This window comes from Sagittula marina (assembly GCF_014196795.1).
GTDB lineage: Bacteria > Pseudomonadota > Alphaproteobacteria > Rhodobacterales > Rhodobacteraceae > Sagittula > Sagittula marina.
Map to the genome: position 1 here is coordinate 157,682 of NZ_JACIEJ010000004.1, position 13,097 is coordinate 170,778.

Below are 13,097 nucleotides of genomic sequence, written 5' to 3' on the forward strand. Positions count from 1 at the left end.
AGTGCAGAGATTCGACAGATATGTGCTGTCGCAACTTATGGTTCTGTTCGGTTTTTTTGCCCTGGTCCTGGTGTCGGTCTATTGGGTCAACCGGGCCGTAGTGCTGTTCGACCGGCTGATTGCCGATGGCCACTCCGCGCTTGTGGTGCTTGAATTCACGCTGCTCTCGTTGCCGGCCGTCATCGCGCTCGTGCTGCCGTTGTCGGTCTTTGCCGCCGCCGTCTACGTCACCAACCGACTGTCTGGCGACTCCGAACTGACCGTGGTGCAGGCCACGGGGTATTCCCCGTGGCGGCTGGCCCGTCCCTACCTGATCTTTGGCGTCTTCATCGCATTTCTCATGGCGGTGCTGACCAACATCCTTGTACCGCAAGCCATGCAGCAATTGCGCGACCGCGAGCAGGAATTGTCCGGTTCCTTGTCGGCGGCACTGCTCCGCGAAGGCACCTTCCTGCACCCAACAAGCGGCATCACATTCTATATCCGTGAAATCACCGTTCAGGGCGAATTGCGCGATGTCCTCCTGTCCGACCGGCGACAAGCGGATCGCGCCACCACCTACACGGCAGAACGCGCATACCTGCTGCGCGATGACGAAGGACCAAAAATGGTGATGCTGGCGGGCATGGCGCAAACCATGGAGTTGGATAAACAACGTCTGTCCACCACCAATTTCGCGGATTTCACCTATGATCTGTCCGGTTTGATCAGCACCGGGAGAACCCGCAGCCAGAAGACGGATGCAATCCCGACACTGCAGCTTCTGTCGGACCCCGCGGCTATCGAAGCAATCAACGGGGACACCCGTGGCGAGGTGCTCGAAGAAGCGCATTCGCGCATTCAGGGTCCATTGCTGTGCGTTGTGGCCGCCCTGATCGGCTACGCTGCCCTGATGATCGGTGGTTTCTCCCGCTTTGGTGTGACCAAGCAGATTGTCTTTGCCATCTTCCTTCTGGTCCTGGTCAAAGTTGTCGAAAGCGCCGCAGCACCGGTCGTTGTCGCCAACGCGGCACTCTGGCCGCTGATCTACGCGCCCTCTCTGGTCGGCAGTCTGATGGTATGGGGCCTTTTGTGGCAGGCGGCGCGCCCCTTTCGCCCACGCCGCCGCGCGCAGGTCACAGAGGCCACGGTATGAAGCTGCACTACTACTTCGCGCGCCGGTTCATGACGATTTTCTTCAGCATACTTGGCGTCTTCGGTCTGTTTCAGGCCCTGCTCGACCTGATCGACGAAATGCGCCGCCTTGGCGATGAGCTGGAGTTCGGGCAGATCCTTCTGCTCGTTTTCCTGAAGCTGCCAGAAGGCCTCTACGAAGTCCTCCCGCTCGTCATGATCCTCGCCACTGTCGGCCTGTTCATTGGCCTGGCGCGCTCTTCCGAATTGGTCGCGACCCGAGCTGTGGGGCGGTCGGGACTGACCGCTCTGATGTCGCCGGTGCTGACCGCCTTTGCCATTGGCGTTTTTATCGTCGCCGTGATGAACCCGATCGTGGCCGCGACCTCCAAACGCTACGCCGATCTGCGCGAAAGCTTCCAGTCTGGCAACACGTCCACATTGTCATTGGGTGCCGAGGGGCTCTGGCTCAGACAAGGCGGCGAAGACGGACAATCGGTGATCCGCGCCAGCAGCGCCAACCCGGAGGCCACAGAGCTTTACGACGTCAGCATCGTTCAATACGCGCCAAACGGCGGCCCCGATCTGCGCATACAGGCCGAGAAAGCCGAATTGATAGACGGCGCATGGCGTCTGACCAACGCAAAGGCATGGCCATTGTCCCCGGGCCTGAACCCTGAACTGGGGGCCAAGGTCCATGCCACCTATGACCTGCCCTCCACCCTGACACGCGACAGCATCCGCGACCGATTTGGCCGCCCGTCGGCGGTTCCAATCTGGGCTCTGCCCAACTTCATCGAAGGTCTGGAAGACGCCGGCTTCTCCGCCCGCCGGCACACCGTCTGGTACAACATGGAGCTTGCCCGCCCACTCTTTCTGGTGGCGATGGTCTTGATCGGCGCAGCTTTCACCATGCAGCCCACGCGGCTTGGCCGCACCGGGCCGGCGGTGCTTTGGGCGGTGCTGCTTGGCTTTGGGCTTTACTATGTGCGAAGCTTCGCGCAGATCATGGGTGAAAACGGCCAGCTTGGTCCGATCATTGCCGCTTGGGTGCCCCCCACGGCGTCGGTCCTTCTGGCCTTGGGTTTGGTGCTGCATATGGAGGACGGATGATGCGTGGATCTCACCGCCTGATCGCCTGTTTCTTCGCGGCAGCCGTCACAGCGGCGACCCCGGCCATGCTCTCCGCCCAAACCGACGTGACCGCCAGTGCACAGGCCAATGGCGACCCTGCCCTTCTGGTGGCCGACAACGTACTGGTGGCGCAGGACGAACGCCTGATCGCCACCGGCAACGTGGAGGCGCTCCAGGGCGACTACCGCCTCAGCGCTTCGCGGATCATCTACGACCGGTCGGCCGACCAGCTCACCATCGAGGGGCCCATCCGCATTGCCGACCCCGAACAGGGCATCCTGATCCTCGCGGACCAGGCCGAACTGGACGAGGGCTTTCGCAACGGCCTCATCAAGGGCGCACGCCTTGTCATAGACCAGCATCTGCAACTGGCCGCCGTCGAAGCGGCCCGTGTCGAAGGCCGCTATACCCAACTCAGCCGCGTCGCCGTCACCTCCTGTCAGGTCTGTGGTCCAAACGAAACGCCGCTCTGGCAGATCCGCGCCAGCAAAGTGATCCACGATCAGGAGGCGCGACAACTCTACTTCGACAACGCGCAATTCCGCCTGATGGATGTGCCGATCTTCTGGCTGCCACGTCTGCGCGTTCCCGACCCGACCCTGGACCGTGCACGCGGGTTTCTGTTTCCCACCTTCACCAGCTCGACGCTGCTGGGTTTCGGCATCCGCACGCCGTATTTCATCCCGATCGGTGACAGTCAGGACATCACCCTGACGCCGCATCTGACCACCAAATCACGCACGCTGGAGTTTCGCTATCGTCGCGCCTTCCGCAATGGTGACGTGACTCTGCTTGGCGCAGTGTCAGGCGAAGACTTCCGCAAAGAAGGCGCACGCGGCTATCTCTTTGCCGAAGGCCTTTTCGACCTGCCGCGCGACTACAAGCTGCGGTTTGATATCCGCGCGGTCTCTGATGAAGCCTACCTGAATGATTACAACTATTCCTCTGATGAACGGCTGGCCAGCAATCTGACGATCGCGCGGGTTCAGACGGATCGCCGAGTGTCGTTCAGCCTGACGAATTATCAATCGTTGCGTGACTACGAAGACAACGAAACGCAGCCCGGCATCACCGCCAGCGCCTACACAGACCGCCGTTTCTTCTTTGATCGGGTGCCCGGCGAATTTCGCCTGTCTGCCGAACTCAGCGGGCTGTACCGCGAGTCAGATCTGGACGTGGACGGACCCGATGACGATCTGCTGGTCGACGGACGCGACGCTGCGAGGATGAACATAGAGGCGAGCTGGCGCAATCGCTGGACGCTGGCGGGCGGCTTGCGCGCCGGCCTGTCGACCCATCTGTTTTTTGACCATTACGTCACTGATCAGGACGCCGCTGTACCGGACAGGGTCACCAATGTGACGCCCGGCGCGGCACTCGAACTGCGCTACCCGCTGGTTCGGCGCAGCCCCCGTGGCGCCCGCACCCTGCTGGAACCGATCATGCAGGTGGGCTGGGTCGGCGGCGAACGAGGCCTGAACGCCAACGAGGAAAGCACCCGCGTCGAATTCGACGAGGCCAACCTTCTGTCGCTGTCCCGCTTCCCTGCCGCCGACCGCCGCGAACACGGGACAACCCTCGCTGCCGGTCTGCGTTGGATGCACGAGGCGCCAGCAGGCTGGTCCACGGCACTGACGGTGGGCCGCGTCTGGCAGGACACAACGGACCCGGAATTTTCGCGCTCATCGGGTCTGGACAATGAAACCAGCGACTGGCTGATCGCCGGGCGCTTTGCCAACCCCCTTGGCATCACCCTCAGCGCTCGCGGCCTTTTGGACGAAAATGACCGCTTCTCCAAAGCGCAGGCCCGCGCAGGGTGGTCCAACACCCGCATGGACCTCGGGGCGTCCTACGTTCTTTTGACCAAGGACGTCTTTGAGGAGCGCAACAATACCGTTTCGGAATGGACGTTCGACAGCCGCTATCAAGTGACCCGCAATTGGGAAACCGCCACCGAGGTCAGCTATGATCTTGCTGACCGTCGCCTTGACCGTGTGGGGTTGGGGCTGCAATACCAAAACGAATGCATCCAGGTGGATTTTGGTGCGACGCGGGAATTCGCCTCCGCCACCAACCTGGAGCCATCCACGGAATTCGACCTGACCATCGCGCTGAAAGGCTTCGGCATCGATGGCAGCGCCAAGGAGTACCGCCGCATATGTCGCTGAAAATCTCGCTTTCTTCCATGGCCCTCGCCGCCGCCCTCGGCCTTGGATCACTGATGCCGCAGACCGTTACCGCCCAGGGGCTTTTTTCTCCGGCGATCATCGTCAACGACGAGGTGATCACCGGCTATGAGCTGCAACAACGCAAGGCAATGCTGCGGGCCATGCGCTCCCCCGGCAACCTTGACGACCTTGCGCGCGAGCAGTTGATCGACGACCGCTTGCGCCTGCAGGCCGCCAAGGACGCGGGCATAACCCTGTCGCCCGAAGAGATCTCTGACGGGATGGATGAATTCGCAAGCCGTGCCTCCATGACCCAAGAACAGTTTACCGCGGCACTGGCCCAGGAGGGCGTGGACAAAGAAACCTTCCGTGACTTCGTGCGTGCGGGTCTCAGCTGGCGGTCGCTTGTGCGGCAACGCTTTGCCGGGCGAGCAAACGTGTCCGAAGCAGAGGTGGATCGCGCGCTGTCCGCACAAAGCGGCGGCTCAGGCGTCCGTGTGCTGATGTCAGAGATCATCATGCCAGCCCCCCCCGGACAGGAGGCGACCGTTCAGGCCCGCGCAAACCGCATCGCAGAGCTGACCGACGTCGGTGCATTCTCCGCGCAGGCGCGCCGGTATTCTGCCACCGCGTCCCGTGACAATGGCGGTCAGCTGCCTTGGAAAGACATCAGCGAACTGCCCCCGCAACTGCAACCCATCCTGCTGGGCCTGGAGCCCGGGGAAGTGTCTCCACCGATCCCGCTCCAAGGGGCTGTCGCCCTGTTTCAATTGCGTGCCGTAGAAGAGACAGACTATCAGCGTGAGGGCGTTGGCGCCGTTGAATATGCCGCCTACTACCTGCCCGGTGGGCGCAGCGCGGAAACCCTTGCCAAAGCGGCTGAGATTTCAAGCCGCATCGACCGCTGCGATGACCTTTACGGCGTGGCAAAGGGCCAGCCTCCCGAGGTCTTGGAACGTGGCAGCCTTCCTGTCTCGGACGTGCCCACCGATATTGCCTACGAGCTGTCGAAACTGGACCCCGGCGAAACATCCACGGCGCTGACACGGGCGGACGGGCAAACTCTGGTGCTGTTGATGCTCTGTGGCCGGACCGCCGCGATGGGCGATGAGGCACCGGACCGGGACACTGTTATGCGCGGCCTGCGCGACCAGCGTCTCACCGGCGCCGCCGAGGGATACTTGTCGCAATTGCGCTCCGATGCTGCGATCATTGACCAATGAGTGGTGTTGAAAACACCTCAGCCGGGGTGCTGAACGATCCCGAAGTGACGGAAAACACGGTCACCGATCAGGATAAGACCAGCCCCGACGCCTCTGCAGTGCCCGATGTCGCAAACGCCACGCTGGACAAGGCACCGACCGTCCCCGTGGCCGTCAGCTGCGGTGAACCCGCTGGCATCGGCCCGGAGCTGATCGAAAGCGCGTGGGAGTCCCTGCGCGGCGATCTGCCGTTTTTCTGGATCGGTGAGCCTTCGCACTTGCCCGGCCGTGTGCCACATGAGCTGATCTCTGAGCCGGCCGAAGCTGTCGCCGTCTCCGGCCGTGCGTTGCCCGTGCTGTCCCTGCCCATGCCCGGCCCGCGGGTGCCCGGCACGCCGCAGGCCAATCACGCCGCGGGGGTCATCCGCGCCATCGAAGTGGGCGTCGAGCTTGTGCACACCGGTCAGGCTGCCGCGCTCTGCACCCTGCCGATCCACAAGCAGGCCTTGGCCGAAGGTGCCGATTTCGCCTACCCCGGCCACACGGAATTCCTCGCACATCTCGCCGGAGTCGACGATGTGGTGATGATGCTCGCCTCAGACCGGCTGCGGGTGGTGCCCGCCACGATACACATTCCGTTGTCCGACGTGCCCAAGGCGCTCACCGCTGAATTGCTGGAGGAACGCATCCGCATCACCCACCGCGCTTTGGTCGAGCAGTTCGGCATTGCCCACCCGGTGATTGCAGTGTCAGGCCTGAATCCGCACGCAGGCGAAGGGGGGCGCATGGGCCATGAAGACAGTGCATTGATCGCGCCCGTTCTGCAAAAGCTGCGCGATGAGGGTCTGAACCTGAACGGGCCCCTTCCCGCTGACACCATGTTTCATGACAGGGCCCGCGCCGGCTACGATGCGGCGGTCTGCATGTATCACGACCAGGCGCTGATCCCGATCAAGACGCTGGATTTCGACGAGGGCGTGAATGTGACGCTTGGCCTGCCCTTTATTCGGACGTCACCTGACCATGGCACCGCCTTTGATATTGCGGGAGCAGGACTGGCAAACCCATCGTCGACCTTGGCGGCGCTGCGCATGGCCGCGCGCCTCGCACGGCGGTGACAGCCATATCTTGCGCGACGCGCAAGTCAGGGGGCTCTGCCCTCCACCCTCCCGGAAGTCTTTTGAAGCAAGCAAGACTCGCGGGGACATGTGGGCAGGCCGGGTGTCCACCTGCCCTGCGCTGGACTGTGCTCCTTGACCCGGCGCAGGCGATGGGCGAAGGGACAGCATGAGCCAGATCGACGACCTGCCCCCTCTTCGCGATGTGATCGCGACCCATCAGCTTTCAGCCCGCAAAGCGCTGGGACAGAATTTCCTGTTGGACCTGAACCTGACCGCCCGGATTGCGCGGGTCGCCGGTGATCTGTCCGGCATGGACGTGCTGGAGGTTGGCCCCGGCCCCGGCGGCCTGACCCGCGGCTTGCTGTCCGAAGGGGCGCGCCGCGTTCTGGCGATTGAGAAAGACGCGCGGTGCCTGCCTGCGCTGGCGGAGATCGGCGCGGCCTGCCCCGGACGTCTTGAGGTGATCGAAGGGGACGCGCTGAAGGTTGACCCGCTCGCATATCTGGAACCACCGATCGCGATTTGCGCCAACTTGCCTTACAACGTCGGCACCGAGCTTCTGACGCGCTGGCTTACGCCCCCTGAATGGCCCCCGTTCTGGACCACGCTGACTTTGATGTTTCAAAAGGAAGTCGCTGAACGCATCGTCGCGCAACCCGGTTCAAAGGCTTACGGCCGTCTTGCACTGTTGTCGCAATGGCGCTGTGATGCCCATATCGCACTGACGCTGCCGCCGGGGGCTTTCACACCGCCGCCCAAGGTCAGCTCTGCCGTGGTGCATCTGAAGGCTCTGCCAGAACCGCGCTTTCCTGCGCAACAGAAGATCCTTGAACGGGTGGTGGCCACAGCCTTCAACCAGCGTCGGAAAATGTTGCGTTCCTCGCTGAAGGGAATGGCGGCTGACATAGAGGATCGGCTGAACGCGGTCGGGATTCCGCCCACCGAGCGGGCCGAACAGGTGTCGCTGGAAGCGTTCTGCGCCCTTGCCCGGACGTTCGAGACCTGAAGCTTTAGACCACCGACACGGCAGAACACCACACGCGCGGACCCCGGATTACGGGCCCAAGCCCATGGAAAAAAATCATTTCTTGGGGTGACATGCGGATCACGGGCAACGTTTGCAAACATGCGGGTTGCGAAATCCCGCAAGCAAATGAGAGACCGCGCGAGACGTCAGCTTGTTAGGCGCGGGCAAAGCTGGACCCTCGGCTGAGGCGATATTCGCACTCACAAAAGATCATCGTGTCCCCGCCACCAAGATGACGCTTGAGAGCCGACGTTACGGCTCGCCGCTATCACAGTGACCGCCGGTCCGGCTGAGGACCCTCCCGATCAACGTGCTGAACGAGCCAACCACCCGGGTGCTGCCGATATGGATGTTGAAATATGCCAGCGCAGTGACAGGGAGTTTTCAAAACATCTGAGCGCCCTGACCACACGATGGTCCAATTTTCGATATTGAACCGTCGAGCCCTGACAGGCACGGAAAGCGCTGTCAGCTATGCTCCCGACGAAATCCTGAACCAATTTTTCGGCTTACCGTGGCTCCGGGACAAAGCTTCGCTGCGTTGACTGGTCGGCAAAGAGGATATTCAGAAAATCAAACGGCTACCGGTGCATGTTCCGGTAGCCGTTTCTGTTCATCACAAGACCTGAACGGAAAAATGTTCCCCGCGGCGGGCCTCTCCATGTGTCGGATCACACTGCGGGCGATTATTCCGCCGCGTCGGGTGTGGTGTCACCGGCTTTTTCCGCCGGGGCCTCTGCCGCGTCTGCCGGTGCATCGTCCTTCTTCACCGGCTTTTTACGGGTGCTGGGTTTGCGCGGGGCACGTGGCTTCTTTGGCTTTTCGTCGGCTTTGGGCTTTTCGTCGGCCTTGGGCGCGTCTTCAGCCTTTGGTTTCTCCGCCGGGGTGGCTTCCGACGGCGCTGCATCCGCGCGCGCTTCGGCCTCGCGGGCCAGTTGCGCCGGGCTCATCTGCTCTGCGCGGCTTTCAGGCGTTTCGACCAGGCCCGTATCTTCTTCGTCGCGTGTCTCGATCACGTCAGACTGTTGCGGCTGCACCGGCTCACGGCGCTGACGTTCGCGACGCGGCTTGGGCTGAGGGGGCTGGCCATCGTTATTGGTATTCTGATTGCCATTGTTCTGGCCGCCGTTGTTCTGACCGCCATTGCCCTGTGTATTGCCACTGTTCTGACCATCGTTGGTCTGGTTGCCTTGGCCGCTCTCCTGGCCAGAGTTCTGACCGTCGTCACGCTGCGACCGTTCCTTGTCACGCTGGGCCTGACGTTCACGGTTCTCGCGTTCCTGCTGCTCGCGACGCTGGTCCTGTTCCTTCTGCGCCTCACCGAGCATGCGCATGTAATGCTCCGCGTGCTGCTGGAAATTTTCCATGTTCACGCGGTCATTGGACAGGCTCGCGTCACGGGCAAGCTGATTGTACTTGTCGATGATCTGTTGGGGGGTGCCACGCACCTTCCCCTCGGGACCACTGGAATCGAACACCCTGTTGACGACATTGCCCAACGAGTTGTTGTTGTTGCTGCGATTGCGGTTGTTCTTGTTCCGCGAGCGGGATTTGGAAGAGCGCATGAGTTTATCTATTCCAGCCTGTGATTTACGGCTTGGTGACACTGCGGCGCGAAATGCACCATTTTAGTTCGTGGTCACCTGCATTTGGGCTTATCGTCTAGCGGGAGCGGCGGGTGCCGCTCAACAGCAGACTGGGTTTGAATAACCACATAGAATGTCTTGGTACAAGGGGAAATGGCGGCAATATGCGCAAAATTGCACGAAACGCGCTGTCTCACAGCGATTTCGTGCCGGTTACGACCCGATCCCGGCCATCAAGGTCCGGTACGACCCGCACGCCCCTGAGCCCCGCGCGTTCGAACAAGCGCGAAACCGCGCCACCCTGGCTCATGCCGATCTCCACCAGCAGGCGACCGCCGGGGGACAGCCACTGTTGGTAGTCTTCAAGAATCGCGTGGTAGGCGGTCAGCCCGTCGCGCTCATCTGTCAGCGCCAATCGGGGTTCGTGATCGCGCACCTCCGGGCTGAGGAAGGGCATTTCGTTCACGGCGATATAGGGCGGGTTCGACACGATCAGATCAAAGGTCTCATCGACACCCTCCAGCGCGCCGTACCAGCGGCCCTCGCACAGTTCGGCCCGCCCTTCGAGCCCAAGGCTGTTGCGGTTCCAATGCGCCACGTTCAACGCAGCGGGGCTGATGTCACAGCCAAAGCCCACAGCATCTTCGCGTTCCGACAAAAGGGTAAACAGAATACACCCGGATCCCGTGCCCAGATCCAGGACCGTGCTGTAAGGCGCCGCCAAGGCAACCTCGATCAAGGTCTCCGTCTCGGGGCGCGGGTCCAGCACCTCTGGCGTCACAAGGAACTCGCGCCCGTAGAACGCGCGCCGCCCCACCAGATGTGACACCGGCACCCGGTCCGCACGACGTTCGATCAGGGCGAGGTAGATGACCGACAGTTCCGGATCGACAGGCTCCGGCAGAAACAAGGTCAGGCGACCCGGCGGCACTTTCAACACATGCGCCATCAAACGACGGGCATCGCGTCCGGCATCTGGCACACCGGCCTCGTTCAACCGGCGCGTGGCTTGCGCCAAGACCTCCGCCGCTCTCATCCTTGCATCTCCGCCAGCAGCGCCGCCTGATGTTCGGTGGTCAGCGCGTCTATGATCTCATCCAGATCACCGCCCATGATGGCCTCCAGACGGTACAGCGTCAGGCCAATGCGGTGATCTGTCAGACGGCCCTGTGGGAAATTGTAGGTCCGAATACGCTCCGAACGGTCGCCAGAGCCCACTTGCGCCTTTCGATCAGCCGAGCGTTCGGCATCGGCTTTGGACCGTTCCAGATCGAACAGTCGCGCGCGCAGCACCTGCATGGCGATTTCGCGGTTACGGTGTTGCGACTTCTCAGAGCTGGTGACCACAAGGCCGGTGGGAATGTGGGTGATCCGCACCGCCGAATCCGTTGTGTTGACGTGCTGGCCGCCTGCCCCGGACGACCGCATGGTGTCGATGCGAATATCCTGGGCGTTGATAGCAATGTCCACTTCCTCCGCCTCGGGCAGCACAGCCACCGTTGCCGCCGACGTGTGGATGCGCCCGCCCGACTCTGTCTCCGGCACGCGTTGCACCCTGTGCACGCCGCTCTCGAATTTCATGCGGGCAAAGACCCCGTCCCCGGCGATCCGCACCACCAGTTCCTTTACACCGCCCAACTCGGACAGCTGTTCTTCAATCACTTCCCAACGCCAGCCCTGTGCCTCGGCGTAGCGCTGATACATCCGCGCCAAATCGCTCGCGAAAAGCCCCGCTTCGTCCCCGCCCGTGCCGGGCCGGATCTCCAGCATCGCCGGGCGCGCATCCGCGGCATCGCGCGGCAGCAGCGCCAGCTGCATCGCTTTCTCGGAGCCGGGCAGCTGCGCGCGCAGGGCGTACAGCTCATCCTCGGCCAGTGCCTTCATCTCCGGATCGGCCAGCATTGCCTCTGCATCCGCGATGTCTGCGACCAGCCGTTCGTAATCGAGGATCTGCCGCACCACCGGCGACAGCTCCGCATGTTCGCGGCCAAGCGCCACAATATCGCCGGACCCTGCCGCCATCTGCGCCTCGACATATTCGAGCCGCGCCTTGATCTGTTGCAATCTGTCATTCGGGATCATGGCTGCTCTTCGCCCAGTCCCGCGCGGCGGTCAAGTATCCGGTACGCTCATAATCGGCAGCGACCGCTTGAAACTCTCGTCTGGTCGCCTGAACACCGTCAGCTTTCAGGCAGATCAGTCGCGACGCAGTGCCGCCAGCCAGCCATCCACACGGGCGCGATTGACGCCCATATCGTCGCTGCCAAAACGCAGGCGCGCCCAGATCTCCAGAACGCCGTCCTCCTCGCGCACGGTGGTGTAATCGGGAAACCCCATCCACATCGAGCGCGTGACATAGGTCACAAAACCCTCGTCGACACTGCCCGCCAGCACCTCGGTGCGCGGTGTCGCCAGAATCAGGCCGTTCAGGCGCAGAAAGTCACCGTCCTCAGCAGGAACACGCCGCCGCACGCCGGACGTCAGATCCTGATCCGCCGTGACCTTGGGGTCCACATGCCAGACCGCGGGATCAGACGGCGCAAGCCTGATCCATGCCAAACCGCCGAGCCCGATCAGAATGATAAGATAAAAGACCTTGCGCACGCCCACGCTCCTTGAAGTGCTGTCCCGTGAGCCTCTGCCCTGTCCAGACAAAGGTTAAAAGCCCCGCCTCCGATCTCCGGCGTATCCCCGCCGACGACCAAAGCCCGAGATTACCCCGGCAAGCTGGACCGCTGCGCGCAGCCCCACAAACACAGGATCTCCGTGGCCACATGCGCCCCGGCCACCGCCGTGATCCCGGCCGAATCAAACGGCGGAGAAACCTCCACTACGTCGCCCCCCTTCAGATTGATGCCCGCCAGCCGCCGCAGGGCCACGGCCGCCTGATGGCTGGTCATTCCGCCCCAGACCGGCGTGCCGGTTCCAGGCGCAAACGCCGGATCGAGACAATCAATGTCAAAGGTCAGGTAACAGGCGTTGCGCCCGACGATCTCATGCACACGCTGCGACACCGCCTCGACGCCGATCTCGTGCACTTCGCGTGCGTCGATGATGTTGAACCCCATCGTATCCGGGTTGTCCGTCCTGATCCCGATCTGGACAGAGCGTTCGGGCACCACGATGCCCTCCTTGGCCGCTGTGTATAGAAATGTGCCATGATCGACGCGCTTGGGATCGTCATCGGCCCATGTGTCGGTATGTGCGTCAAACTGGATCACGCTCAGCGGTCCGTGCACCTTGGCATGGGCACGCAAGGCCCCGAGCGTCACGGAGTGATCGCCGCCAAGACTGACACAGGCCGCGCCCTGCTCCAAGATGCCACCGATATGTGCTTCGATGCGTGCCGGAACTTCGGAGGGCATTGCATAATCGAAAGCCATATCGCCGTAATCCGCGATGGCAAATTCGCTCAATACGTCGAAATCCCAGCCGTAGGGTTTGTCCATGGTCTGCAGCAACGATGCCTCACGGATCGCCCGCGGGCCAAGCCGCGTGCCGGGACGGTTGGTCACGGCCTGATCGAAAGGCAACCCCGTCACCGCAATGTCCACCCCGCGCAGATCCTTGGTGTATTTGCGCCGCAGAAACGACGCGGCCCCCGCAAAGACATTCTCGAACGAAGGCCCCTTCAGGTCGTCGCGCGTAAAGGCATGATCAATCTGTCGCTTGGCGTCTTCGAGACTCATTCCGCAGCCCTCCTGTTTGTGCAAAACCCGTCCCACGACCACCCCGATGCGTCAAGC

The 13,097-nt window shown here is 62.3% G+C and carries 11 protein-coding genes; 6 read left to right on the top strand and 5 right to left on the bottom strand.

Features of this window, described 5'->3' with window-relative positions:
• Position 1 precedes the first annotated feature (1 nt).
• The 6 genes from lptF to rsmA all read left to right on the top strand — a co-directional run bounded on the left by lptF (position 2) and on the right by rsmA (position 7,744).
• The gene (lptF, locus tag GGQ68_RS09240) at positions 2 to 1,135 is read left to right on the top strand and encodes an LPS export ABC transporter permease LptF (protein WP_183965272.1); all 1,134 of its coding nucleotides are present in this window, start codon (positions 2 to 4) and stop codon (positions 1,133 to 1,135) included.
• Positions 1,132 to 2,226, top strand: a complete 1,095-nt coding sequence (lptG, locus tag GGQ68_RS09245; RefSeq protein ID WP_183965274.1) for an LPS export ABC transporter permease LptG — start codon at positions 1,132 to 1,134, stop codon at positions 2,224 to 2,226. Before lptF ends, lptG begins: the two co-directional genes overlap by 4 nt.
• The gene (locus GGQ68_RS09250; RefSeq protein WP_246429317.1) at positions 2,223 to 4,415 is read left to right on the top strand and encodes an LPS-assembly protein LptD; all 2,193 of its coding nucleotides are present in this window, start codon (positions 2,223 to 2,225) and stop codon (positions 4,413 to 4,415) included. The genes lptG and GGQ68_RS09250 overlap by 4 nt, the downstream gene beginning before the upstream one ends.
• A complete protein-coding gene (locus tag GGQ68_RS09255) occupies positions 4,406 to 5,638 on the top strand; it encodes a peptidylprolyl isomerase (protein ID WP_183965276.1) in 1,233 nt (410 codons plus the stop codon). The genes GGQ68_RS09250 and GGQ68_RS09255 overlap by 10 nt, the downstream gene beginning before the upstream one ends.
• A gap of 122 nt (positions 5,639 to 5,760) precedes the next feature.
• Positions 5,761 to 6,735, top strand: coding sequence for a 4-hydroxythreonine-4-phosphate dehydrogenase PdxA (pdxA, locus tag GGQ68_RS09260; protein WP_425502971.1), 975 nt, complete (start codon positions 5,761 to 5,763; stop codon positions 6,733 to 6,735).
• 169 nt (positions 6,736 to 6,904) lie between these two features.
• Positions 6,905 to 7,744, top strand: a complete 840-nt coding sequence (gene rsmA / locus GGQ68_RS09265; RefSeq protein ID WP_183965280.1) for a 16S rRNA (adenine(1518)-N(6)/adenine(1519)-N(6))-dimethyltransferase RsmA — start codon at positions 6,905 to 6,907, stop codon at positions 7,742 to 7,744.
• 707 nt (positions 7,745 to 8,451) lie between these two features.
• Here rsmA and GGQ68_RS09270 read toward each other — a convergent pair.
• From GGQ68_RS09270 to speB, 5 genes are all read right to left on the bottom strand, one after another.
• Positions 8,452 to 9,330, bottom strand: a complete 879-nt coding sequence (locus GGQ68_RS09270; RefSeq protein WP_183965282.1) for a DUF4167 domain-containing protein — start codon at positions 9,328 to 9,330, stop codon at positions 8,452 to 8,454.
• 214 nt (positions 9,331 to 9,544) lie between these two features.
• Complete coding sequence (gene prmC / locus GGQ68_RS09275) at positions 9,545 to 10,387, bottom strand: peptide chain release factor N(5)-glutamine methyltransferase (protein ID WP_183965284.1); 843 nt, start codon at positions 10,385 to 10,387, stop codon at positions 9,545 to 9,547.
• The gene (gene prfA / locus GGQ68_RS09280) at positions 10,384 to 11,433 is read right to left on the bottom strand and encodes a peptide chain release factor 1 (protein WP_183965286.1); all 1,050 of its coding nucleotides are present in this window, start codon (positions 11,431 to 11,433) and stop codon (positions 10,384 to 10,386) included. Before prfA ends, prmC begins: the two co-directional genes overlap by 4 nt.
• 114 nt (positions 11,434 to 11,547) lie before the next feature.
• Positions 11,548 to 11,955: a DUF1499 domain-containing protein gene (locus tag GGQ68_RS09285; RefSeq protein WP_183965288.1), complete on the bottom strand. Its 408-nt coding sequence runs from the start codon at positions 11,953 to 11,955 to the stop codon at positions 11,548 to 11,550.
• A 110-nt stretch (positions 11,956 to 12,065) separates the two neighbouring features.
• Entirely contained in the window at positions 12,066 to 13,040 is a 975-nt protein-coding gene (speB, locus tag GGQ68_RS09290; RefSeq protein ID WP_183965290.1) for an agmatinase, read from the bottom strand.
• Between the last annotated feature and the right edge of the window lie 57 nt (positions 13,041 to 13,097).

Excerpts from the sequence above, each read along its gene's own strand:
- rsmA (WP_183965280.1), top strand. The coding sequence starts at position 6,905 with ATGAGCCAGATCGACGACCTGCCCCCTCTTCGCGATGTGATCGCGACC.
- prmC (WP_183965284.1), bottom strand. The coding sequence starts at position 10,387 with ATGAGAGCGGCGGAGGTCTTGGCGCAAGCCACGCGCCGGTTGAACGAG.
- GGQ68_RS09250 (WP_246429317.1), top strand. The coding sequence starts at position 2,223 with ATGATGCGTGGATCTCACCGCCTGATCGCCTGTTTCTTCGCGGCAGCC.
- GGQ68_RS09255 (WP_183965276.1), top strand. The coding sequence starts at position 4,406 with ATGTCGCTGAAAATCTCGCTTTCTTCCATGGCCCTCGCCGCCGCCCTC.
- speB (WP_183965290.1), bottom strand. The coding sequence starts at position 13,040 with ATGAGTCTCGAAGACGCCAAGCGACAGATTGATCATGCCTTTACGCGC.
- GGQ68_RS09270 (WP_183965282.1), bottom strand. The coding sequence starts at position 9,330 with ATGCGCTCTTCCAAATCCCGCTCGCGGAACAAGAACAACCGCAATCGC.
- prfA (WP_183965286.1), bottom strand. The coding sequence starts at position 11,433 with ATGATCCCGAATGACAGATTGCAACAGATCAAGGCGCGGCTCGAATAT.
- lptG (WP_183965274.1), top strand. The coding sequence starts at position 1,132 with ATGAAGCTGCACTACTACTTCGCGCGCCGGTTCATGACGATTTTCTTC.